Here is a 22,049-nt window from a genome sequence, read left to right as displayed (position 1 = left end):
CAGTCCCGGTAGAACAGACTCACGGCGCCGGCTTGTAGTCGGGATTGAGCTCGAAGACTTGGATCGTGGCTCGTTCGGATCCGGCGTAGGTGGTGTTACCCGAATTCGCGACGTGACCGCCGTTGCGTCCGCCTGCTGGACCGGTGTCGACCGCTTCGCCGCCGACCACGTAGATGCGATCGCCGAGAGTGATGGCAATCGATCGCCGGGTGTTCAGGAATCCCGGAGAGATCTTCGTCGTTTTGCGTGTGCTCAGCTCGTAGGCGAGCACTTGGTCGCCCACGTCGTGGGAACCGAAGAGGAAGAGCCAGCGGCCGAGGAACGCGGCGCTGTGGGAGCTGACCGGCTGGCCGAGCTTGGGGAGGTGTTTCCAGACCTGCTCCGTCGGGACCCACATTTCGACCTCGTCGAGCGTGGTGCCGCTGGCGTAGCCGCCGGCAACGACGGCGAAGGCTCCCACGACGACCACGGGCGCGTCGCGCGGCGTAGGCATGGGCGGACCTTTGCGCCACTCGAGTTTGGCGAGGTCAAAGATTTCGACTTCGTTGGTCTGCGAATACGAGCGGCCTTCCTTGTGCTTCGTGCCGCCGACCAGCCAGGCTTCGTTGCCGATTTTCACGACGCCGAAGCGCGCACGCGGGCGCGGCATCTTTTCGATCAGGGAAACCTTGCCGGTCGCGGGATCGTAGACTTCGACGTTGTCTTCGTGGGAGCGCCCCGGGAGCGCGTAGCCGTCGCCGCCGACGAGGTAGAATTTGCCCTGGTATTCAAAGGCACCGTGATAGCGGCGGGCGAGGAAGGTGCCGTCGATTTTCTCCGTCTTGCCGGTGCGCAGGTCGAGGCGCTCGGCGTCGTAGATCGGCGCGCCGCCGCCGCTGCCGCCGAAGATGTAGAGGTAGTCGCCGAGCGGCGCGATGGCCGCGCCGACGCGTGCGCGCTGCATGGGGATGTCGGCGACCTTGACGAGGGGGCTCTTGGAGTCTGCGGCCTGCGCGACGGTGAGTAGGGCGCTGGCGGCGACGATGATCCGTAGAAGGCACGAGCGGAATGACGGCTTCATTGTGGGACGAGCATGCAAATCGGCGTGGATCGCGCCGAGCCGTAAATTGCCGACAAAGAAAAACGCCGCCTCGGATTGAGGCGGCGTTGAGAGTGAGTGGCTCGTGCGGCAGAGCTTATTTCTTCAAGCTGGCGCGGAGGTCGTCGAGCTGGCCGGCGGAGCCGAGCAGCACGTTGCGCGAGGCGATGAACTTCGCGTATTCCTCGATGAAGATCTTGCCCGGCGGGCGGAAGTCGAACTCGGCGGGCTTGTCGCGGAAGAACTCGCGGTGCACGCGCGTCCAGACGAGGCGGCCGTCGGTGTCGATGTTGATCTTGGTGACGCCGAGCTTGGCGGCGGGGAGATACTCGTTCACGTCGACGCCCATCGAGTCCTTGATGGTGCCGCCGGCGGCGTTGATGCGGTCGACCTCGTCCTTCGGCACGCTGGAGCTGCCGTGCATGACGAGCGGGAAGCCGGGCATGCGGGCCTTGATCTTCTCGAGCACGTCGAAGTGGAGGGATTGCTTGCCCTTGAACTTGAAGGCGCCGTGCGAGGTGCCGATGGCGCAGGCGAGGGAGTCGCAACCGGTCTTCTTGACGAAGTCCTCAGCCTCGGCCGGGTTCGTGAGGGTGGCATGGCCGTCCTCGACCTTGATGTCCTCCTCGACGCCACCGAGCATGCCGAGCTCGGCCTCGACGGAGATGCCCTTGGCGTGGGCCGCGTCGACGACGCGCTTGGTGATCGCCACGTTCTTTTCGAAGGGGTCGTGCGAGGCGTCGATCATCACCGAGCTGTAGAAGCCGGAGTTGATGCAGTCGTAGCAGGTCTCCTCGTCGCCGTGGTCCAGGTGCACCGCGAAGATCGCTTCGGGGAAGATCTCGTCCGCCGAGCGGATGATCGCCTCGAGCATCTTCTTGTCGGTGTATTTGCGGGCGCCCTTGGAGATCTGGATGATGAAGGGCGCTTTCGAGCTGATGCAGCCCTTGAACAGGCCCATGGCCTGTTCCGCGTTGTTGATGTTGTAGGCGCCGATGGCGTATTTGCCGTAGGCGTGTTTGAAGAGCTGGGCAGTAGTGACGATCATAACGGGGAGAGCCTGAGATTTAACTCCCCGCGCGAAACTGCGACAAGCTGTAAGTTTGTGTCAGCCCTTCGGCGGCGTGGGGACTTGCACCGGGGTCGACGTCGAGGACGCGCCTGTGCCGTTGCCGCCGCGCCGTTGAAATTGCTCGCGCATGAGCTTGGCGAGTTGGGCCTGCGCCTGTTGCTCGGCCTGAAGCTGCTGGAGCGCCTGTTGCTGGCTGGCGGAGAGCACCGTGGCGGATTGCTGGACCGCAGTGTCGGTGATCTGCGCGCCGCCGTTGCCGCCGAAGCCGATGCGGCCGGCCGGCGTGCGAATCCCCCCAGCGCTGGGGTTCTTTTGCTCGGTCGTGGCGGAGAGGACTTGGACGAGTTGCTCCGACTGCGCATCGGTGAGCGGCGCATCGGTGTAGCTCAGGCGCTGCTGGAGCTGGGAGACGACGGTGCGTTGCGGCTGGGTCTGCTCGAAGTTCTGATACTGCGCGAAGGCGGCATCGCCGATCGTGGCGCGGATGTTGTTGTCGACCTCGTTCTGCGCGTTCTGCACGAGCGCGCGCAGTTCATCGCGGTTTTCGCGGCCGGTGAGGCCCTGCGAGCGGGCGGCGGCCATCACGTCGGCGACGGCAGTGCGCTTTTCGACCAGGAGATTTTTGAACTGCTCGAGCTGGGCGGGCGAGAGGTTGAGGTTCTTGAACAACGCGGCGTAGCGCGAGTCGAGGGCGCCGAGCTGCTGCTGGGCCATCAGGCGCTGGATCTCGGGGTTGTCCATCATCGCCATGAAGCGACCGAACGGACCGCCCTCGGCTTCGCGGGCGAAGCGGATCGTGGCGTCGACCGCGGCGTTTTCGATCGAGCCATCGCCGGGGCCGGACTCACCGTCGGGGCCGCCCGGACCGCCGCGACGGTTGCGGAGCTGGGCCTCGAGTTCGCCGCGACGTTTGTCGGCGTCCCAGAGTTTCTTGCGGAGATCGTTGCGCTCCTTCTCGAGCGACTCGGCGGCGTTGCGAGCCAGCTTCAGGGCCTTCTGCTGCTGGAAGGCGTAGAAAACGCTGGTGGCGGCCACGAGGGCGAAGACGAGAACGGCGAGGCGAAACAGCGTGCGCATGGCGAGAGAGACGCCGCCAACAGGCCACGGTTTCACCCTCGGCGCGAGGGGAAAGGGACGAGCGGTCGGTGTGTCGGGTGCGGGCGGAGGCGGCGCAGGACGAACTCCCCTGCAACGGCGGGAAGTGGCGTCGGTCGCAACGACCTATCTCACCCTCACCGCGGCGGGAACTCGAACTCGGCCTTGTCCTTCTTCGCTGAGAGCACGAGGTAGGCGCCGAACTTGTTGCCGCGCTTCGAGACGAAGCCTTCGATGAGATCGCTCTTGCCGTCGGCGAGGAGCTTTTGGACGACCGCGGGGGCGATCTCGTGCTCGCAGAGCTTCTTGGAGAGCTTGAAAACGGAGCGGTTGTCCTGCTCGGGCTTGCGCACGTAGTAGGCGTCACCGAGCTCGACCAGCTCGCCGCCGTCGTGCGCGGGGCTCTTGCCGAGGACGACGGCCTTCGAGAGGTCGACCTTGGCGCGGGCTTTGCGCTCGATGGGCTTGCCGTCCTTGTCGAGCTTCGGGGCGCGGGGCGGGAATTCCCACGCGATGCGCGCGCCTTCGTGTTTGAGGAACGCGTCGAACGGGCGGCCTTTTTTCGAGATGAAGCCCTGGATGAGGCCCGTCTTGCCCTTCGAGATGAGGTCGATCGCCATCTCGTGAGTGATCGGCTTCTGGCAGAGGATGCGGCCGAGGCGGAACGTCTGTTTCCAGCCGCCTTCCGCGGCCGGGTCGCGTTCGCGCAGGATGAAGCTGCTGCCGTTTTCGCAGAGTTCGGCGCCGGTTTCCGGATGCGTCCAGAACGGGACGAGGCCGCTGATGTCGGCCTTGTCGCCGAAATCGAACTCGGTCTTCCACTTCTTGGTCTTCGTGCCGTCCTTTTCCTCTTCCTCGACTTGATTGAGCTTGAGGAGGGCGGAGAAGCGGTTGCGGGTCTTCGCGGAAATGAACCCGTCGAGCGGACCGACTTTGCCGGCGGAGACGAGTTCCTTGACCTCGTGCTCCTCCATGCGGCGGCCGCCGATGACCTTGTAGATCATCAATTCGCCGTCCTGGGATTTGTAGCCGCGGAGCGTCTCGCGCAGGGGCTTGCCGTCGGTGGGCGAGGGGATGTCGGTCTCGCGCGCGATCGAGTCGTCTTCCTCGAAGCCTTTCACGCGTTCGACGATGCCGCGGGTTTCCTTGGCGATTTCCGCCATGAACTTCTCGCGCGAATACTTGCCGTGCTCCATCTCGCGGAGGTGGAACTCCCACTCGCCGGTCATCGCGGGCGACGTGAGATCCTCGGCCTTCACGGCGGCGAGGAATTGCATGACTTGCTCGGCTTTGGCGCTCGGGACGAGCTCGCGCTGATTGCGGTCGATATACTTCTGGTAGATGAGGCCGTCGATGGTGTCGGCGCGGGTCGCGGGCGTGCCGAGACCGCGCTCCTTCATCGCTTCGGCGAGTTCATCGTCGTCGACGAGCTTGCCGGCGGTTTCCATCGCGGAGAGCAGCGTGGCTTCCGTGTAGCGCGGCGGCGGGCGGGTGGCTTCCTCGTGCAGTTCGGTGGAGAGAGTCTTGGCTTTGCCGGCGTCGTCGGCGGACATCGCGGGCAGCGCCTTCGAGTCGGGTGAATCCTCGTCGACCGTGCTCTTGCCGTAGACTTCGAGCCAGCCGGGGACGGTGAGGACCTTGCCCTCGGTCTTGAAATTGTGGCCGGCGACCGTGCTCGTGCGCGTGGTGACGTCGAATTCCGCGGACGGGAAGAACGCCGCGACGAAGCGCCGCGCGATCATGTCGAAGATCTTCGCCTCGGACTCATCGAGGTGCTTGGCCTCGTGCTCGGTCGGGATGATGGCGAAGTGGTCGGAGACCTGCGCGTTGTTGAAGATGCGCTTGTTGAACTGAACGTAGCCTTTCTCGAGCGCCTTGTGCGCGTGCGGCGCGAGGGCGCCGTGCAAGTTTTGGAGCGTGCGGCGCACGACGGGCAGATAATCCTCCGGCAGCGCCCGCGAGTCGGTGCGGGGGTAGGTGATCATCTTGTGCTTTTCGTAGAGCGCCTGCGCGATCTGCAGCGTGCGTTTCGCGGGGAAGCCGTAGCGGCCGTTCGCCTCGCGTTGCAGCGTGGTGAGGTCGTAGAGGCGCGGCGCGATCTGCGAGCTGGCCTTCCTTTCCTCGGCAACGGTGGCGAGCGGCTGGCCGGCGCACGCGGCGACGATTGCCTCGGCCTTGGCCTTTTCCCACAGGCGATCGATGCGGTCGTGCTCGTCGTCGCTCTTCTTGAAGTCGGGACGCTGGTAGGTGCCCTCGTATTCGCCCTTCGCGACGCCGAACTTCGCTGTGACGCGCCAGTAGCCGCGCGGCTTGAAATTACGGATCTCGAGCTCGCGCGCGTAGACCAGCGCGAGGGTGGGAGTCTGCACGCGGCCGACGGAGGCGACGTTGCCGGCGCGGGAGCCGAACATGCGCTTGGTGATCGCGCGCGTGCCGTTGATGCCGATGAGCCAGTCGCTCTCGCTGCGGCAGCGCGCGGCGTCGGCGAGGCCCTGCATCTCCTTGTCGTCGCGCAGGTGCTGGAACGCCTCGCGGATGCCCTCGTTGGTCATCGAGGAGAGCCAGAGGCGCTTCACCGGGTGCTTGTTCTTCGCGAGCAGCGCGAGGTTCTTGAAGATGAGCTCGCCCTCGCGGCCCGCGTCGCAGGCGTTGATGACCTCTTTAATGTCCTTTCGCGCGATGAGCTTCTTGAGGAGATTGAAGCGGTCCTTGGAGTCCTCGATCGGCTTCAGCTCGAATTTTTCCGGAATGATCGGGAGCGTCTCGAGGCGCCAGAAACCGTATTTCTTCTTGTCGATGTCCTCGGGCATCTGAAGTTCCACAACGTGGCCGACGGCGGAGGAGATGACGTATTCGTCGTTCTCGTAGTGGTCGCCGGACTTGGGAACTTTGCCGAGCGCGCGGGCGATGTCTGCAGCCACGGACGGCTTCTCGGCGATGATGAGGGACTTCATTGGGAGGCGAGCGGTTACGGGCGCGCGTCGCCGATTTCAAGCACTACTTTTTTGCGAGAGCCGCGCGCGCACGCGTGAACGCGTGTGTAGGCGCGCTCGCGCGCGCGACCGAAAATCAGTCGAGATTCACCAAATAGCGCCGCACGAATTCGCGGAGTTTCTCGCGATGAGTCGCGCGATAGCTCGCGTAGTCCTGCGCTATGCCGTCGTCGGCGCGGAGGAAAAGCACATAGGGCTCGAGCAAGTCTTCGCTTTGGAGCTGGGCCAGGAAATCGATCGCCGGCTTCATTTCTGACAGAGCATCGCTGATCTTGGCGTCGGGTTTGGGCGCCTGCTTGAGTTCTGCGGCCACGGCCAGGACTCCGCGCAGTGCCGCGACTTCCTCGGGGAGCGAATGGCGGTATTTTTGCCCCGGATAGGTTTTCGCGAACTGCTTATCCGTCCATTCGAGCCGCGCGCCGCCGTAAACGATGTCGAAGGGGTTGAAGTCCTTCGCCAAGGTGAGGTCCGCTTTCTTGGCGCCGTCTTTCCAGCTGATCGCCGCCACCGGCGCGCGGAATTTCGGCAAGGTCCGCAATCGTCCCGCGGGAGTCGCGATCGTGTTGATGTTCCGCCACGCGTAGCCGCTGTAGGGATTCGCGACCAGCGCCTCCGTGAGTTGCACGAGCGCTTCGCGCACTTTGCCTTGTTTCGCGAGCGCGTCCGCCCAGTAGCGATACGCACTTTCCTGATCGGGATCGATTTCACTGGCTTGGCGGAACCAGACGATCGCTTCGTCCAACTTTCCGGCGACGAAGAGGCAATCGCCCGAAAACAGGGCGGCGGAGTAGAGCTTGGGTTCGATCTTCAGCGCGCGTTGGTAGGCGACGAACGCAGCGTCCAAGTTTCGCTTCGCGAACGCCGCCTCTGCCTCGTGCATCGCCGATTCTGCGGCGGGGGATTGCGAATACTTGGGCTTGTTGGTCGATCCGTCCGGCTTGATGGCCAGGAGAAATTGGTCGAGCAGCGGATCCTGGAAGCCGGCCGATTTGGCTTCCAATAGCGCGGCGCGCGCTCGCAGGCGCATGTCGTTCGCTTTGTCCGGCGGCAGTTCCGAGGTAACCGAAAGCATGTAGAGCGTGGTGCCGTAGTGGAAGTTCAGCTCGCCGAACTTCGGTCGTTCCTTGACCAGGGATTCATAGAGCGCGACTGCCTCGGCGCGCTGGCCTGCCTCGGAGAGCCCATTGGCGCGGGCAAAATCGAGCGCGAAGCGCTCCGGGGTGCGGTCGGTCGCGATGGCCGTGGTCAGGGTGAAGACGAAAATCGCCAGAATCGTGCGCGCCATGAACGCATACTGCGCCAGCGTCGCCGCGACTCAAGCCGGCGTCGGCGTGTCAGCGGAAAACCGGCGGCCGCGCCAAATCATCGTCAGTGATCCGTCGGCTCCGTCAGGAGATAGCGCCAGACGGGCTCGAACACGTCTGCGTTGCGCGGGCTCATCACCGAGGTGTGCGCGGTCTTCGAGTCGAGTTGCGTCCCGGGATGGTTCGTCGTCAGCATGCGCGAGTGCCGATACGGCGGCGACTCGCGGTCCACATCGACGACCGGCCCAAACTGATCGAGCCCGAGCGCGCGAAGGTTTTCGAGTTGTTGCTCGGGCGAGCAAGCTTGGTGGTCTTGGCGGTGATTGAAGGCGAAAAAGCGTGCCTTCGGCGTCGCCGATTCGAGCCGAAGCCACGGGGCAGGCGCATCGTGCGCGAGGCTGTAGTCCTTCGGGCTGCCCGTGCAGATCACGCGGGCGACGCGATGATGCAGCGCGATGAGCGCGGCGTGGCCGCCGCCCTGTGACTGGCCGGCGACGGCCATAGCCTCCCATTTGGGGTCGCCGTCGGGCGTCAGAAACTGCCCCCAGTCGCTCGCGGTGTCCGTCTTCGCGAGGTGCTGCAGCAAATGCACAAGCCGGCTCTCGATACTGTCGTTCCGGGCGACGGTGAGGTGCTTCGAGGCGCCGCCGGTGATCAGCGCGAGTCGGAAGCGCTCGAATTCGCGCGGATCGCTGTCGTTGCGGCAGATGCTGGCGGATTGTTCGTTCGGGTATTTCAGCACGATGGCGTGATAGCCGAGGCGCGCGGCGAGCTCGCAGAAATGCCCGGCACCGCCGGGGCCTTCGCCGCTGGTGCCCGGCGGTTGCGTGCCCGGAATCCAGAGCAGGAGAACATGGCGGTCGGCTGCCGCGCCTGCGCGATGGGCGAGCACATCGCGATCGACGTAGGCGTAGTGCGGGAAATCAGCCGCCTTGAGGGTGGAATCGGTCGCGCTCGCGCGGACCTTCAGCACCTGCACGGATCCCGTGGCCATTCGCTCGCCGGGCGCTGCGGTGAACGCGAGCGGAGCGGCCAGCAGAAAGACCAACCAGCGCACGGCGAATTTCATCGCTCGTGACTTTTGCCGCGATCATGCCGCAGGCGCAAGCTGCGTGCGCACCGGAGCGATGCGGTTAAGCGCCGAGTTCCTGCAACGACGCGTCCAGCGCGGCGAGGAGTTCGGCGATCGTGGCGTCGGTTTCGTCGCCCATGTTCGAGATGCGGAAGGTCTTTCCCTTCAGCTTGCCGTAGCCGCCGTCGATGAGGAAGCCGCGCGCTTTCAGCTTCGTGTTCAGCGCCGGCAGGTCGATGCCGCGGGTGTTGGCGAAGCAGTTGAGCGAGACCGAGGCGAAGCGCTCTTCCGGGAATAGTTTGAATCCCCGCGCGTAGCCCCAGTCGCGCACGGTGCGGTTGAGCTTCACGTGGCGCGCGTAGCGCGCTTCGAGTCCCTCGGCGGCGATGTCGTCGAGTTTTGAGCGCAGCGCGTAGATCAGCGGGATGACTGGCGTGCTGGGCGTCATGCCGCCCTCGTGGTTTTTCTCGAATTCGAGGAGGTCGAAGTAGTAACCGCGCGCCGGTGAGGTCGCGGCGCGGTCGCGCGCGCGCTTCGACACGGAAAACACCGTCAAGCCAGGCGGCAGCGCGAGCGCTTTCTGGGAACCGGCGAGGACGATGTCGAGGCCGAGCGCGTCCTGGTTGATCGGCACGGCGCTGAACGAGCTGACGGTGTCGACGATCGCGATCACGTCGGGGAACTCGCGCAGCACGGCGGCGAGCGCGGGCAGGTCGCTCATGCAGCCGCAGGAGGTCTCGTTGTGGATAATCGTCACGGCGTCGTAGCCACCCTTGGCGAGCTCGGCGCGGAGCGCGGCGGGGTCGACCGGTTGGCCCCATTCGAATTGCAGGCCGGCGGCGTCGAGGCCGCAGCGACGCGCGACGTCGAGCCACTTGTCGGAGAACGCGCCGTTCATGCAGCAGAGAACTTTTTTCCGGACGACGTTGCGCAGTGTGCCTTCCATCACGCCCCACGCGCTGCTGGTGGCGAGGTAGACGGAGTTCTGCGTTCCGAACAGCGCCTGCAGTTGCGGCGTGAGCGTGCGGTAGAGCGCGATGAACTCGCTGCCGCGGTGGCCGATCATCGGCTGCGCCATGGCGCGCAGGGTTTTTTCGGAGACGGAGATCGGACCGGGGATGTAGAGCTTGTAAGGCATGAGAGGAGCGAAGCCGGAGTTGCCGCTTGCGCGGCCGGCGTCAACGTGACCATAAAAGCAGTCGCGCACGTCGCGCGGTCAAAGCCATTTCACGTCATGCCCAATCGCTGGATTCGCACCAAGCTCAACGAATTCGAGCAGTTCGGCATCGACGTCATCATGGGGAAGCGGGAGGGCTTCGGCGCGCTGGTGTTCGCGGGGTTCCTGCAGATGTGCTCGTATCTTTTCAGCGGCATTGCGCAGGCCCGGCTGTGGCTTTACCGGAAGCGCATTTTTCACGACACGCCGCTCGGTTGCCTCGTCGTGGTGGTCGGCAATCTGACGGTCGGCGGCACGGGCAAGACGCCGATTGTCGAGATGTTCGCGCGTGCGCTGCGCGACCGCGGGCGCAAGGTCGCGATCCTCAGCCGCGGCTACAAGAGCAAGGCGCCGCCGCTCTGGAAACGCCTCTGGCACGACTTCACGCACCAGGAGGCCGAGCCGCCACGCGTGGTGAGCGACGGCGAACGGCTGTTGCTCGACTCGGAGCTGGCGGGCGATGAGCCGTTCATGCTGGCGAAGAATCTGCCCGGTGTCGTCGTGCTGGTGGATAAGGACCGCGTGAAGGCCGGCGCGTATGCGATCAAGCGCTTCGGCTGCGACACGCTCGTGCTCGACGACGGTTTCCAATACCTGCCGCTCAAGGGCCGGCTCAACCTCCTGCTCGTCGACAAGACCAACCCCTTCGGCAACGGCTTCCTCCTGCCGCGCGGCATCCTGCGCGAGCCGGTCAAGCACTTGAAGCGCGCGTCCTACGTTTTCCTCACGAAGTCGAACGGCCACCGCGACGAGGAACTCGAGCATCTCATCCGCCACTACAACCCGCACGCCGAGATCATCGAGTGCGCGCACCGGCCGCAGTTCCTCCAGCGGGTCGGCAACGGCGAGAAGCGTCCGCTCGATGACCTGAAAGGCCGGCGCATCGCGGCGTTCAGCGGCATCGCGACGCCGGAGAGCTTCGAGCGCTTCCTGCGCGAGGGCGGGGCGCACCTCGTCTACGCGCGGCGGTTCCTCGATCACTATCGCTTCACGTCGGACGACTTGGCGGAAGTCTACGCCGAGTCCGAGAAAGCCGGCGCGGAGTTCATTGTGACGACGGAGAAGGACGCCGTGCGCATCGCGTCAGCCGACGCGAATCCGTCGCGACCGCTGTATTTTCTGCGGCTCGAGATCGAGATCCTGCGCGGAGCGGCGGACTTTCAAGAGGCCGTCGGCAAAATCTGTTTCCCGCGCGGCCTGCCGGCGAACGAGCTGCCCGAACCAGACAGCGAGGCTGCCGTCGCGGCGAAGTGAGTCGGGTAGGGTAGGGCGCTGCTTCCGCGGCGGTTTTGAAGGCACCTGGTTCGCATCGGGAAGACTGCGTCTTTGGTCTGCGCCGGCTGATTGCGTCGCGTCTTTGCGGTTGCCGCACGCGGGACGGCTGGCGATAGGTTTCGAATGGCTGATCCCCGCTACTCGCAACTGGCTGAAGTTCTCACCGGATTTTCCACGGCCCTGAAAAAGGGCGAGCGCGTGCTCATCGACGCGTTCGACATTCCCGACCTGTTCGTGATCGAACTCGTGCGCGCCGCCCGCGCGCGCGGCGCGATGCCCTACGTGAACGTCCAGCGCGCGCGCATCACGCGCGAGCTGCTGCAGGGCGCGCAGGCCGAGCAATACCAGATTTCCGCCGACGTGGAGCTCGCCCGCATGCAGAAGATGGAGGCCTACATCGCCGTGCGCGGCTCGGATAACATCTTCGAGACCTCCGACGTGCCGTCGGAGAAAGTTCAGATGGTCGCGAAGATCATGAAGCCCGTCCTCGACCACCGCGTGAACAAGACCAAGTGGGTCGTGCTCCGCTGGCCGTCGTCCGCCATGGCGCAACAGGCGGGCATGAGCACCGAGGCGTTCGAGGATTTCTATTTCCGCGTCTGCACCTTCGACTACCGCCGCTACGGCCCGGGCATGAAGGCGCTGACGGATTTGATGAACAAGACCGATCGCGTGCACATCAAGGGCCCGGGCACCGATCTGCAGTTCTCGATCAAGGGCATCGGCGCTGTGCCGTGCGGCGGCCTGCGCAACATCCCGGACGGCGAAGTGTTCTCCTGTCCCGTGAAGGACAGCGTTGAAGGCACGATCAGCTACAACGCACCCACGGTCTACCTCGGCACCGCGTTCGACAACATCAAGCTCACCTTCAAGGCGGGCCGCATCGTCGACGCCACGAGCAACAACACGAAGCGCCTGAACGAGATTCTCGATACCGATGCCGGCTCGCGCTACATCGGCGAGTTCGCGATCGGCTTCAATCCGCACATCCAGCAGCCGATGCGCGACATCCTCTTCGACGAGAAGATCGCCGGCTCCTTCCATTTCACGCCCGGCCAAGCCTACGAGATTGGTGGCAACGGCAACAAGTCCGCCGTCCACTGGGACATGGTCTGCATCCAGCGCCCCGACTACGGCGGCGGCGAAATCTGGTTCGACGGCAAGCTCGTGCGCAAGGACGGCCTGTTCGTGCCGAAGGCGCTGCAGAAGCTGAACCCGGACCAGTTGCTGAACGTGAAGTAGAGCGGCGAGTTTCTGTTGGAGCCTGCTTGCAGGCGACCGCAGAATGATCGCCTGCAAGCAGGCTCCTACAATGACTGCTGATGTTGCGCTGGCGGCGTTCATCCAATCGCTCCCGAAAACGGAGACGCATCTCCACCTCGAAGGCGCGCTGCCGCTCGAACTGCTGCAGCGCGTGCGGCCGGAGTTTCGCGGGCGCACGCCCGACTCGTGGGTGCCGAACTTCAAGTTCGCCGACTTCGCGCACTTCGAGCGCGAGCTGCTCGACATGGCGTTCTCGTGGTTCACTTCACCCGAGCACTACCACGAGGCGGCGAAGCTGATTTTCGCGCGCCACGTCGCGCAAAATGTCCGCTACGTGGAGACGAGTTTCGCGTCCGGCGGCATCGAGTTCCTCGGCTTCGACGGCCGCGCTGTGCTCGACGCGATCCGCGCCGCCGTGCCTGCCGGGCTCGAAGTGCGTATCTTCCTCGGCATCCATCACGACGGCGCCGGTGGCAAGATGCGTGCGGTGCTCGAAGACGCGCTGACCTGGCCTGATCTCGCCGGCATCGATCTGCACGGTTTCGAAGACAAACCGATCGAACCGTGGACGCGCGATTACTGGGCCGCGGCGCGCAAGGCCGGCAAATACACCAAGGCGCACGCGGGCGAATTCATGGGCGCGGACTTCGTGCGGTTCATCCTCGATGAGCTGAATCCGCACCGCATCGAGCATGGCGTGCGCGCCGTGGAGGACGCCTCGCTCGTGGCGCGCCTCGCGCGAGCGGGCGTGGGCCTCGATGTCTGCCCGATCAGCAACCATAAGCTCATGCCCGGTGTCACGCTGGAGACGCATCCGATCCGCGCCCTCTTCGACGCGGGAGTTACGGTCACGATCAGCACCGACGATCCGATCTCCTTCGGTAACACGCTCACCGACGACTACGTCGCGCTTGCCGAGCTACGCGGCTTCAGCCGGCGTGAACTCACGGAGGTGGCCCGAAACGGTTGGCGGGTGGCCGACGTGGCCGAGACGGTGCGTGCCGCGGCGATCGCGGAGATCGACTCGCTCGTCGCCTGACGGATTTTCCGGGCGGCGGCACAGTCGGCGCGATCTCGCCAAGTTTTCGCGAACGGAAGCGCGGCATGACAGTTTCGCGCCGGATATTGCGCATGGGGTCGTGTGGAGACCAGCCACCACACGAAAAAACGGGGCGAATCCGAAAAGCCATACGAGTAGGACCCAAAACGAACACTGCCATGTCCGAAGAAACCTCATCCGCGACCGTCGCCACCCCGGCGACTTTCTACACCGGCCAAGCCGGCAACCCTCTCCCCGGCGGCGCGATCCTGCGCTTCTGGTTGGTCCAGGGCCCCAACACCAGCGTCGTCAGCGGCCACGCCGAAACCAGCCAGGCCATCGCTCCGCCGAACGGCCACGTGGTCTATCCGCACGTCAGCGGCCACGTCTACACGACCGGCTTCGGTCCCGCGAAACTGCTGATCAACTTCAGCGGCGAGACCGTGATCTCGCTCCCGCCGCCGGCCATCGGCTCGTGGCTCTCGCGCCTTGCCGCGAACTGCGTCGTCGATCGCAAGACCGGCAAAGGCATGTGCCACTGGACGGTGAACAACGTCCAGCACCAGGCGCCCGTGGTCGTGAAAATCGTCCAAGCCTGACGTTCCGATCGCATCGCACGCGAAGGCCTGCGATGCGTTTGGCGAGCCCGACGTATCGCCGTTCGGGCTCGTTTCTTTTTATCCGCGCGGCCCGGATAACAAACATCGACGACCGCGCCTTCGTCGTGTTCGGATGGCGGCCATTCCGACTTCCATGGCGCAATCGTTTACCGTCCCTGCCGGCGCCCGCCGCGAACGCATCGACAAGGTGCTCGCCGCGGCCTTCACCGCGCACAGTCGCGTTGCGTTTCAGCGCGCGCTCGAAGCCGGATTGGTGAAAGTCGACGGCAAGGTCGTGGCGCAGAGCGACGATGTGCGCGGGGGGCAGACGATCGAGTTTTCGCTGCCCGAGGTGAAGCCCGCCGAGCTCAAGCCGGTCGACATCCCGCTCGACGTCGTCTTCGAGGACAAGCACCTCATCGTGCTCAACAAGCCCGCCGGCATGGTCGTGCATCCGGGTGTCGGCACGGGCGAGGATACGCTCGTGCACGCGCTGCTCTCGCATTGCGAAGGAGAGTTGAGTGGCGTCGGCGGCGTGGAGCGTCCCGGCATCGTCCATCGCATCGACAAGGAGACGACCGGACTGCTGGTCGTCGCGAAGAACGATGCCGCGCATCGCGCGCTGTCGGATCAATTCGCCTCGCGCACGCTGTTGAAGGAATACGTCGCCCTGGTCAGCGGCGTGCCGAAGGCGATGAGCGGCGTCATCGATCGCGCGATCGCGCGTCACCCGGTGCACCGTCACCGCATGACGACGGGCGAGGGCGGCCGGCCCGCGCGAACGGATTGGATCTTGTTGGAGAAGTTCGGTGAAGCGGCGGCGTTCCTGCGCTGCCGAATTCACTCGGGCCGCACGCATCAGATCCGCGTGCACCTGAAGTCGGTCGGGCATCCGCTGCTCGGTGATCCGACTTACGGCTGGAAGCAGAATCCCGCCATGCCGGCGGTGCCGCGCGTGATGCTGCATGCGGAGCACCTCGTGCTGACTCATCCTGCGAACGGTAAGACGCTCGATTTACGCGCACCGTTGCCAGCGGATTTCGAGGCGCTCGTGGGGGCGCTGCGGAAATTGTAGGAGCCTGCTTGCAGGCGACCAAGCGCTCGCGGGCGGGTCGCCGGCTTCGGGTCGCCTGCAAGCAGGTTCCTACAGAGAGGACAGCAACTCCGTGGCGAGACCGTAGCGGAGGTTGTAGAAACTGTGGTGGAATTCGGTGAACCCGCCCGCTTCGGCGACCGCGACAATGGTGGCGAGCGCGGTGGGAAAGACGTCGGCGCGCGCGGCCGGCAGACCGGCCACTCGTTGCCGCTCGGCGAGCGGAAGCGCGGCCAGAAAATCGAGGAGATCGCGAATTTCCGCGAGGGTGACGATGGACGCGGTTTGCTCGGCTTCGAGCCCCACGCGGGCACCGTGAATTTTCCGGATCGTGGCGACGGTCCCGCCGGTGCCGATGGCGCAGCGGGTCGCACCGAGACGGAAGCTCGACGCGCGCAAGGTGGCCGCGACGTGCGCTGCGATTTGCGCGCGGCTTTCCGCGGAGAACGGGGCGGAAGTGTCGCGCACGAATTTCTCGGTGAGGCGCACGCAGCCGAGTTGGAGGCTGAGCTCCTGCTGGATTTCGCGGTCCCGGAATTCGAGGCACTCGAGCGAGCCGCCGCCGAGATCGAAGACGTAGAAATCGCGCAGGGCGGCGAGCGCGCGATCGGCGGTCAGGCCGTGGCCGATGCCGTTCGCTTCCTCGCGTCCGGTCAGGATGCGGATTTCGTGGCCGGTGGCGGCGCGGACGCGGGCGCGGAACTCGGAGCCGTTGGCGGCGTCGCGCACGGCGCTGGTGGCGACGAGCAGCGTGCGCACCGGCGCGTAGGGCGCGGCGAGCGCGAGCAACTCCTCGATGGCGGCGAGGCCGCGCGCCATGCCTTCCTCGCTCAGGTGCGGTGTGGCGGCGCTGATGCCGGCGCTGATGCGCGCGTCGAGCGATTCGTGACGAAGGACCTCAAGACCACCGTCGGCGGCGAGCGCGGCGACGAGCACCTTGATGGAGTTGCTGCCGATATCGATGACGGCGACGGAGGGCTGGGGAATGGCGGTCAAATTACTCGTGAGGGACAGCCGCGAAAATCGGGATCACGGAGCGCCATTTTTAGCAGCGCCGCCGCTCGCGTGCACGCTGCTTTGTTATCTAACCAGAGTTGGGTCGCCTGACCTTGATCGAATAGCACGAATTCGTTCGCGTTGCCATCGATGCGCTCGAGAAACACGAAGCCGTCGCGACGTTCGTTCTCGACGGTGAATTTGCGATTCCCAGCGGTGAAATCGATCTGCCAATCGCCGTCAATGGCTGTGGTTCGCTGGACGGAGACTGCGACGCCATCTTGGATGCAGGCATCGACGAATTGGCGTTCGATGTCTGGCGCGCTCACGGCGTGAAGTCCTTCGGCGCGATCAGGACCACGAATTCGCCCTTGAGGCTGCCCTTCATCAGGCGGGTCTGCACGTCGGCGGCGAGGCCGATGAGGAAGGTTTCGTGGAGCTTCGTGACTTCCTTCGCGATGCAGATCACGCGGTCGGGGCCGAGGTGCTCGACGATTTCGGCCGCGAACTTGTCGATGCGGTGGCAGCTTTCGTAGAGCGCGATCGTGTAGTCGAAGTCGCGGTGTTTTTGGAGAAAGGCGATGCGCGCGGCGGATTTCGGCGGCAGGAAACCGGCGAAGAGGAAGCCGTTGGTCGGCAGGCCGGCGGCGCTGAGCACGGCGGTGAGCGCGCTGGCGCCGGGCACGGGCACGACGGGCAGGTTGCGGCGGCGGCAGGCGCGGACGACGCGGAATCCGGGATCGCTCAGCGCCGGCGTGCCGGCGTCGCTGACGACGGCGACGGATTTGCCCGCGCCGACGAGTTCCGCGAGGCGGTCGGCGGCCTCGGTCTCGTTATGGTCGTGGTAGGGGACGAGTTCCTTGTGCAGGCCGAAGCGGTGCAGCAGCACGCCGGTGGTGCGGGTGTCTTCGCAGGCGATGACGTCGACGCCCGCGAGGATGGCGCGGGCGCGGTCGGTGACGTCGGCGAGGTTGCCGATCGGCGTGGCCACCACGTAAAGGTAGCCGGGTTGGGGGACGAGCGAGGTGTTCTCGGCCGGCGCGGTCATGGCGGGCCGTCGCTCGGGTTATTTGCCCATGCCGGGGATGCGGCCTTCCCAATCGGCAGGGCGGCTCCACGGAATCGACGAGTCCTGCTGCGGCGAGGTGCAGCCAGCGAGGCCGGCGAGTGCGAGGGCGGCGAGCGCCAAGGCGAGGAGGGCTTTGCGGAGAGTGGGCATGCTCATTTGGCTATTAGGACAAAATCGCCGGGCTGCAACTGTCGTTTCAACGCGGCGGGCAAGACCTGGGCGACGGAGAACTTGGCGCGGGCGTCGGAGATTTGAACGCGGGCCACGACGGAGGTTCCCCGGTGCAGCGTGAGTTCATCCCCAATTGCAGCGCCTTCGTCCCGGCCGTAGTCGACGATGACGAAAGCGTCGTGCGGACCCACGCGGACGACGCGGTAGCCGGGGACCGCAGGAGCCTGCACTGGCGGCGGCGGAGCGGGGACAGGGGCGGGCTCGGCGAGGGCGCGTGCGAGCATGTCGGTGAGTTGAGATTCGAGGGCGGCGATGCGTTCGCGGTAGGCGGCGAGGTCGGCTTCGGGCGGCTCGCCGACGGTTGCGGACGAGGGAGGAATCGGCGCGTGGGGCGGCGGAGCGGCGCCGGCGGTGATCGTGGTGGCGTTGGAGGTGGAGGTGGCGAGCGTCGCGCTCGATGGCGGCACCGGCGTGGGCGCGGCGGTTGACGCCGTTTCGGCGAGCTTCATTTGCTGACGCAGTGCCTCGATCTCGGACAGCAGGGCGACTTCGCGTTGCTGGCGCTCGGTGAGGGAGGACTTCGTGGCGGTGAGTTCGCGCGAGAGCTGCGAGTTTTTGGACTCCGTCGCGGTGGTGCGTGTCTTGGCGTTGCCGAGCTGGGTGTCGAGGTCGGCGGCCTTGGTGGAGAGTTTCTCGGCGCGCTCGCGTTCCTGTGTGGCTTCGGTGCGGGCGCGTTCGAGGTCACGCGCGAGCGTCGCGGCGCGGGTGGCGTGTTGCTCGGCCTGGCGCTGGAAGAAAACGGTGCCGATCGCGCCTGCGACGATCAGCACCGACAGAGTTACGAGAAGCAGGCGCGTGGGCATGGATGGACTTACGCGTTGGCCGCGTAGGTGCTCTCGAACCACGGCTTCTTCGCGGCTTTCGTGATACCGTTGCCGGGGTTGGCGGCGAGGTGCTCGAGAACCTTGAAGACGAGCTCGGCCTGGGCGGCGGCGCCGATCTTCTCGGCAAGCGAGTCGGCGGTGTAGGCGGTGCCGGGTGCGGCTTTGAGCGCGGCGACGATCTGACCGCGGAGCGCAATGACGGCGGTCGCGGCCTTCTTGCCCGCTTCGACGCCGGGCTGGTGGTAGGCGTTGATGCCGACGAGGGAGGCGTAGAGGCCGACGGCGCGCTCGTAGAGAGCGATCAGCATGCCGAGGGTTTTCGGCGAAACGTCGGCGACGGTCACGGTGATCGAGTGGCGGTCCTTTTCGGAGAGCGCGTCGCGCGTGCCGAGGAAGAAACCTTGCAAGTAGTCGCCGGTGGTGACGCCGCCAGCGTCGACTTCGAGGGCTTCGCCGGAGCGGTCCTTGAGGACTTCGATGAAGGTGACGAAGAAGTTGTTCACGCCCTCACGGAGCTGCTGGACGTAGGCGTGTTGGTCGGTCGAACCTTTGTTGCCGTAGACGGCGATGCCTTGGTTGACGACGTTGCCGGCGAGGTCGAACTCCTTGCCGAGGGACTCCATCACGAGTTGCTGGAGGTAGCGCGAGAAGAGCAGCAGGCGGTCCTTGTAGGGAAGGACGACCATGTCCTTCGCGCCCTTGCCGTCGGTGGCCCAATACCAGGTGAGCGCGAGGAGCGCGGCGGGGTTTTCGCGGAGCTTCGGCTTGCGCGTGAGCTCGTCCATCGCGGCGGCGCCGGCGAGCATCTGGTCGATCTTGATGCCTTGGAGCGCGGCGGGGAGCAGGCCGACGGCGGAGAGTTCGGAGGTGCGGCCGCCGACCCAGTCCCACATCGGGAAGCGGGCGAGCCAGCCTTCGCGTTGCGCGGTCTGGTCGAGCTTCGAGCCGTCGCCGGTGACGGCGACGAAGTGCTTCGGGTAATCGAGGCCGGCTTTCTTGAAGGCGGCGGCGGCTTCGAGCATGCCGTTGCGCGTTTCGACGGTGCCGCCGGATTTCGAAATGACGACGACGAGTGTCTGCTTCAGGCGCGAGCCGAGTTCGGCGAGGACGTAGTCCATGCCGTCGGGATCGGTGTTGTCGAAGAAGGTGACGCGCATCTTGTCGCGGCGGCCGTTCGGACGGCCGAGGGCGTGGTTGACGAGTTGCGGACCGAGCGCGGAGCCGCCGATGCCGACGACGAGGAGGTCCTTGAACTTGCCGCCGGAGGGCGGGGCGATGTCGCCGGCGTGCACGGCGGCGACGAACTCCTTGATCGAATCGACGGTGCGCGCGATGGCGTCCTTCAGCTCGGACGTGGGCGCGAGCTCGGCGTTGCGCAGCCAGTAGTGGCCGACCATGCGGTTCTCGTCGGGGTTCGCGATGGCGCCTTTTTCGAGGGCCGCCATGTCGGCGAAGGCCTTTTCGAGGCGCGGGGCCATCGATTCGAGGTAGCCGTCGGGAAACGGCATCCGGGAGATGTCGAGACCGAAGCCGAGCTTCGGTGCGTGGAAGTAAAGTGACTTGAAGCGGTCCCAGCTCATGAGGGTTAAACAGGTAGCCCGGGACGTGCGGCGCGGCTAGCCGGAAAAGCGTCACAGGCCGGTCCGGGGCTTGTCAGCAATTCGGGATTGTCAGGCTGCGCGGGGCGACCCTCACTCGGGGGCGACAATGGCCTTCGATCTCAAACGTGTGCTCAAAGTGATGCTGTTCGCCTCCAACGGACCGCTCGCGGTGAAAGACATCCAGACCGCTTTCGCGCGGTTCCACGAGCAGGCGGACAGCCTGCCGTTCGAGAGCGAGGCCGAGGCTGCCGAACCGGTCGGAGAGGCCTCGGCCGAGGCGCCCGCGGCCGCGATGGAGAGCGAGACGGTCGCGACGGATATGCCGCCAGCCGAGACCGCGCCGGTGACGGAGATGGCAGAGGCCATCGTGCCGCCGGCTGAAGAAGACGAAATTTACCGCGACGTGCCGTCGCTCATCACGACGGCCCAGATTCGCGAGGCGATGGACGCGATTTCGCAGGAATTGCGCGACACCAACAGCGAAGTGCTGATCGTCGAGAGCCACAGCGGGTGGCGCCTGGTGACTCATCCGCGCTACGCCCGTTGGGTGCGCTTGCTGCGCAACGAGCCGCCGCCGGTGCGCTTGACGGCTTCGGCGATCGAGACCCTCGCGGTAATCGCCTATCGCCAGCCGACGACGCGCGCCGAAATCGAACAGATCCGCGGCGTGTCGGCGGAGGCCGGTATCGCGAAGCTGCTCGAGCGCGATCTCATCTACGTCGTCGGCCGCGCGGACCTGCCGGGGCGCCCGACGCAGTTTGGCACGACGGATGCGTTTCTGGAATTTGTCGGCATCAAGTCGCTCGACGAACTGCCGGCCTCCGACGTGCTGTCGCCCCGTCAGATCGATGCGTGGCTGAACACTTCGAACAATCCGCGTCCGGCGAGCGACGGTGACATGGGGCTCGACGAGACGCAGCCGAGCCAGATGACGCTCGATCAGGCGCCGGTGGCCGCCGCCGAAAGCAGCGGCGAAGCAGTGCCGACGGAAGAGGCGCCGAAGGCCGAGTGATGAGCGCGTGGCGTCTTCGGGTCGGCATCATCGGAGCCGGCGCGAATACGCGCGCGAAACACCTACCGCTGCTGCGGGCGATTCCCGGCGTGGAAATCGTCGCCGTGGCTAACCGTTCACGTGAGTCGAGCGAGCGTGTGGCGCGGGAATTCGGGATCTCGCGCGTGGCGGCGGATTGGCGAGAGGTCGTCGAGGCGCGGGATATCGACGCGATCGTGATCGGCACGTGGCCCTATCTGCACGCGGAGGTGACGATCGCGAGCCTGCGTGCCGGCAAGCACGTGCTGACCGAGGCGCGCATGGCGCGGGATTTCGCCGAGGCGCAGACGATGCTGGAGGAGTCGCGGCGGCACCCGCACTTGGTCGCGCAGATCGTGCCGGCGCCGTTTTCACTGCCGTTCGACGCGACCGTGATGGAGTGGCTGCGCGGCGGGAGACTCGGCGCGGTGCGCGAGGTGCACGCGACGTTCACGCATGGCGGGCTGGCGGGTCCGGCGGCGCCGTTCAGCTGGCGGCAGGATTTCGCGTTGAGCGGAAAGAACACGCTGTTCCTCGGAATTTTCTACGAGATGGTGCGGCGGTGGCTCGGGCGCGATCCGGAGAGCGTCGTCGCGGACGCTGCCGTTTTCACGCCCATGCGCCGTGACGAGCGCGGCGCGGAGCACGAGGTGAAGATTCCCGATAGCGTGAGCGTGCTCGGTCGCTACGCCGACGGCGCGCGGCTGGTGATGCACTTGAGCGGCGTGGAAACGAGCGCGCCGCGGAACGAGATTCGTGTGAACGGCAGCGAGGGCGCGGTGCGGGCGGATTTCGCGACGAACGAGCTGTGGTTTGCGGTGCGCGGTCAGCCGGAGCAACGCGTGGAGATCGAGCCGGCGCAGCGCGGCGAATGGCGCGTCGAGGCGGACTTTGTGGACAGTATCCGCGAGGGGAAGCCGGTTACGCTGACGGATTTCGCGAGCGGCGTGCGCTACATGGCGTTTACGGACGCCGTGTGGGAATCGTGGAGCCGCGGCGGAGCGCGCGTGGCGTTGCCGGAGTGAAGAAAGATTGCCACCGATCGGCGTCTCCATCGGTGGTTAGCCTGGCATAAAGTTGGGCAGCCACTCCGAGCTGAGCACCGCTCGGACGGGGCGAGATAAGCGCAGAAGCGGAATCTCGCGACAGGCGGAATGTCATGCTCGGAGCATAACGCTCCTCTGGAAATTGACCGAGGA

The 22,049-nt window shown here is 65.7% G+C and carries 20 protein-coding genes; 7 read left to right on the top strand and 13 right to left on the bottom strand.

Annotation, left to right across the window (positions count from 1 at the left end; translation table 11 throughout):
• Window positions 1–19: 19 nt before the first annotated feature.
• The 7 genes from HZA32_00580 to HZA32_00550 all read right to left on the bottom strand — a co-directional run bounded on the left by HZA32_00580 (window position 20) and on the right by HZA32_00550 (window position 9,752).
• Window positions 20–1,060 (bottom strand): hypothetical protein, encoded by a 1,041-nt coding sequence (locus HZA32_00580; protein ID MBI5422548.1) that lies wholly within the window; start codon window positions 1,058–1,060, stop codon window positions 20–22.
• A gap of 115 nt (window positions 1,061–1,175) precedes the next feature.
• Window positions 1,176–2,126: a ketose-bisphosphate aldolase gene (locus HZA32_00575; protein ID MBI5422547.1), complete on the bottom strand. Its 951-nt coding sequence runs from the start codon at window positions 2,124–2,126 to the stop codon at window positions 1,176–1,178.
• 60 nt (window positions 2,127–2,186) lie between these two features.
• Window positions 2,187–3,227 (bottom strand): hypothetical protein, encoded by a 1,041-nt coding sequence (locus HZA32_00570; protein MBI5422546.1) that lies wholly within the window; start codon window positions 3,225–3,227, stop codon window positions 2,187–2,189.
• 155 nt (window positions 3,228–3,382) lie between these two features.
• Entirely contained in the window at window positions 3,383–6,199 is a 2,817-nt protein-coding gene (locus HZA32_00565) for a DNA topoisomerase 3 (GenBank protein ID MBI5422545.1), read from the bottom strand.
• Window positions 6,200–6,314: 115 nt separating this feature from the next.
• Complete coding sequence (locus HZA32_00560; GenBank protein MBI5422544.1) at window positions 6,315–7,523, bottom strand: tetratricopeptide repeat protein; 1,209 nt, start codon at window positions 7,521–7,523, stop codon at window positions 6,315–6,317.
• An 83-nt stretch (window positions 7,524–7,606) separates the two neighbouring features.
• Window positions 7,607–8,611: a hypothetical protein gene (locus HZA32_00555; protein MBI5422543.1), complete on the bottom strand. Its 1,005-nt coding sequence runs from the start codon at window positions 8,609–8,611 to the stop codon at window positions 7,607–7,609.
• A 64-nt stretch (window positions 8,612–8,675) separates the two neighbouring features.
• Window positions 8,676–9,752 (bottom strand): alanine--glyoxylate aminotransferase family protein, encoded by a 1,077-nt coding sequence (locus HZA32_00550; protein ID MBI5422542.1) that lies wholly within the window; start codon window positions 9,750–9,752, stop codon window positions 8,676–8,678.
• A gap of 96 nt (window positions 9,753–9,848) precedes the next feature.
• Here HZA32_00550 and lpxK point away from each other — a divergent pair, with 96 nt between their 5' ends.
• The 5 genes from lpxK (at window position 9,849) to HZA32_00525 (ending at window position 15,081) form a co-directional block, all read left to right on the top strand.
• Window positions 9,849–11,084 carry a tetraacyldisaccharide 4'-kinase gene (lpxK, locus tag HZA32_00545; GenBank protein MBI5422541.1) on the top strand — a complete coding sequence of 412 codons (1,236 nt, stop codon included), beginning with the start codon at window positions 9,849–9,851 and terminating at the stop codon, window positions 11,082–11,084.
• A 144-nt stretch (window positions 11,085–11,228) separates the two neighbouring features.
• Window positions 11,229–12,347, top strand: a complete 1,119-nt coding sequence (locus HZA32_00540) for an aminopeptidase (protein ID MBI5422540.1) — start codon at window positions 11,229–11,231, stop codon at window positions 12,345–12,347.
• Window positions 12,348–12,417: 70 nt separating this feature from the next.
• A complete protein-coding gene (locus HZA32_00535; GenBank protein MBI5422539.1) occupies window positions 12,418–13,407 on the top strand; it encodes an adenosine deaminase in 990 nt (329 codons plus the stop codon).
• A gap of 179 nt (window positions 13,408–13,586) precedes the next feature.
• The gene (locus tag HZA32_00530; GenBank protein ID MBI5422538.1) at window positions 13,587–14,006 is read left to right on the top strand and encodes a DUF1842 domain-containing protein; all 420 of its coding nucleotides are present in this window, start codon (window positions 13,587–13,589) and stop codon (window positions 14,004–14,006) included.
• A 133-nt stretch (window positions 14,007–14,139) separates the two neighbouring features.
• Window positions 14,140–15,081, top strand: a complete 942-nt coding sequence (locus HZA32_00525; protein ID MBI5422537.1) for an RluA family pseudouridine synthase — start codon at window positions 14,140–14,142, stop codon at window positions 15,079–15,081.
• Between the two features lie 69 nt (window positions 15,082–15,150).
• Here HZA32_00525 and HZA32_00520 read toward each other — a convergent pair whose 3' ends face one another.
• From HZA32_00520 to HZA32_00495, 6 genes are read right to left on the bottom strand one after another with little or no spacing between them, the layout of a single operon-like run.
• A complete protein-coding gene (locus HZA32_00520; protein MBI5422536.1) occupies window positions 15,151–16,113 on the bottom strand; it encodes a phosphatase in 963 nt (320 codons plus the stop codon).
• Window positions 16,092–16,424, bottom strand: coding sequence for a hypothetical protein (locus tag HZA32_00515; protein MBI5422535.1), 333 nt, complete (start codon window positions 16,422–16,424; stop codon window positions 16,092–16,094). Before HZA32_00515 ends, HZA32_00520 begins: the two co-directional genes overlap by 22 nt.
• Window positions 16,421–17,143: a 16S rRNA (cytidine(1402)-2'-O)-methyltransferase gene (gene rsmI, locus HZA32_00510; protein ID MBI5422534.1), complete on the bottom strand. Its 723-nt coding sequence runs from the start codon at window positions 17,141–17,143 to the stop codon at window positions 16,421–16,423. Before rsmI ends, HZA32_00515 begins: the two co-directional genes overlap by 4 nt.
• An 18-nt stretch (window positions 17,144–17,161) precedes the next feature.
• Window positions 17,162–17,320 (bottom strand): hypothetical protein, encoded by a 159-nt coding sequence (locus HZA32_00505; protein ID MBI5422533.1) that lies wholly within the window; start codon window positions 17,318–17,320, stop codon window positions 17,162–17,164.
• Window positions 17,317–18,198 (bottom strand): hypothetical protein, encoded by an 882-nt coding sequence (locus HZA32_00500; GenBank protein ID MBI5422532.1) that lies wholly within the window; start codon window positions 18,196–18,198, stop codon window positions 17,317–17,319. Before HZA32_00500 ends, HZA32_00505 begins: the two co-directional genes overlap by 4 nt.
• 8 nt (window positions 18,199–18,206) lie before the next feature.
• The gene (locus tag HZA32_00495; protein ID MBI5422531.1) at window positions 18,207–19,799 is read right to left on the bottom strand and encodes a glucose-6-phosphate isomerase; all 1,593 of its coding nucleotides are present in this window, start codon (window positions 19,797–19,799) and stop codon (window positions 18,207–18,209) included.
• Between the two features lie 127 nt (window positions 19,800–19,926).
• Here HZA32_00495 and scpB point away from each other — a divergent pair, with 127 nt between their 5' ends.
• Both scpB and HZA32_00485 read left to right on the top strand, forming a co-directional pair.
• Window positions 19,927–20,832 (top strand): SMC-Scp complex subunit ScpB, encoded by a 906-nt coding sequence (gene scpB / locus HZA32_00490; GenBank protein ID MBI5422530.1) that lies wholly within the window; start codon window positions 19,927–19,929, stop codon window positions 20,830–20,832.
• Window positions 20,832–21,875: a Gfo/Idh/MocA family oxidoreductase gene (locus tag HZA32_00485; GenBank protein MBI5422529.1), complete on the top strand. Its 1,044-nt coding sequence runs from the start codon at window positions 20,832–20,834 to the stop codon at window positions 21,873–21,875. Before scpB ends, HZA32_00485 begins: the two co-directional genes overlap by 1 nt.
• The last annotated feature ends 174 nt before the right edge of the window (window positions 21,876–22,049 follow it).

It is taken from the genome of Opitutia bacterium (assembly GCA_016217545.1).
GTDB lineage: Bacteria > Verrucomicrobiota > Verrucomicrobiia > Opitutales > Opitutaceae > Didemnitutus.
The sequence above is the reverse complement of the archived record's forward strand: the minus strand, read 5'-3'. Positions and strand labels throughout refer to the sequence as shown.

Excerpts from the sequence above, each read along its gene's own strand:
- HZA32_00500 (MBI5422532.1), bottom strand. The coding sequence starts at position 18,198 with ATGCCCACGCGCCTGCTTCTCGTAACTCTGTCGGTGCTGATCGTCGCA.
- lpxK (MBI5422541.1), top strand. The coding sequence starts at position 9,849 with ATGCCCAATCGCTGGATTCGCACCAAGCTCAACGAATTCGAGCAGTTC.
- HZA32_00560 (MBI5422544.1), bottom strand. The coding sequence starts at position 7,523 with ATGGCGCGCACGATTCTGGCGATTTTCGTCTTCACCCTGACCACGGCC.
- HZA32_00575 (MBI5422547.1), bottom strand. The coding sequence starts at position 2,126 with ATGATCGTCACTACTGCCCAGCTCTTCAAACACGCCTACGGCAAATAC.
- HZA32_00550 (MBI5422542.1), bottom strand. The coding sequence starts at position 9,752 with ATGCCTTACAAGCTCTACATCCCCGGTCCGATCTCCGTCTCCGAAAAA.
- HZA32_00555 (MBI5422543.1), bottom strand. The coding sequence starts at position 8,611 with ATGAAATTCGCCGTGCGCTGGTTGGTCTTTCTGCTGGCCGCTCCGCTC.
- HZA32_00540 (MBI5422540.1), top strand. The coding sequence starts at position 11,229 with ATGGCTGATCCCCGCTACTCGCAACTGGCTGAAGTTCTCACCGGATTT.
- HZA32_00505 (MBI5422533.1), bottom strand. The coding sequence starts at position 17,320 with ATGAGCATGCCCACTCTCCGCAAAGCCCTCCTCGCCTTGGCGCTCGCC.
- HZA32_00535 (MBI5422539.1), top strand. The coding sequence starts at position 12,418 with ATGACTGCTGATGTTGCGCTGGCGGCGTTCATCCAATCGCTCCCGAAA.
- HZA32_00485 (MBI5422529.1), top strand. The coding sequence starts at position 20,832 with ATGAGCGCGTGGCGTCTTCGGGTCGGCATCATCGGAGCCGGCGCGAAT.
- HZA32_00495 (MBI5422531.1), bottom strand. The coding sequence starts at position 19,799 with ATGAGCTGGGACCGCTTCAAGTCACTTTACTTCCACGCACCGAAGCTC.
- HZA32_00580 (MBI5422548.1), bottom strand. The coding sequence starts at position 1,060 with ATGAAGCCGTCATTCCGCTCGTGCCTTCTACGGATCATCGTCGCCGCC.
- HZA32_00570 (MBI5422546.1), bottom strand. The coding sequence starts at position 3,227 with ATGCGCACGCTGTTTCGCCTCGCCGTTCTCGTCTTCGCCCTCGTGGCC.
- rsmI (MBI5422534.1), bottom strand. The coding sequence starts at position 17,143 with ATGACCGCGCCGGCCGAGAACACCTCGCTCGTCCCCCAACCCGGCTAC.
- HZA32_00525 (MBI5422537.1), top strand. The coding sequence starts at position 14,140 with ATGGCGGCCATTCCGACTTCCATGGCGCAATCGTTTACCGTCCCTGCC.
- HZA32_00565 (MBI5422545.1), bottom strand. The coding sequence starts at position 6,199 with ATGAAGTCCCTCATCATCGCCGAGAAGCCGTCCGTGGCTGCAGACATC.
- HZA32_00530 (MBI5422538.1), top strand. The coding sequence starts at position 13,587 with ATGTCCGAAGAAACCTCATCCGCGACCGTCGCCACCCCGGCGACTTTC.
- scpB (MBI5422530.1), top strand. The coding sequence starts at position 19,927 with ATGGCCTTCGATCTCAAACGTGTGCTCAAAGTGATGCTGTTCGCCTCC.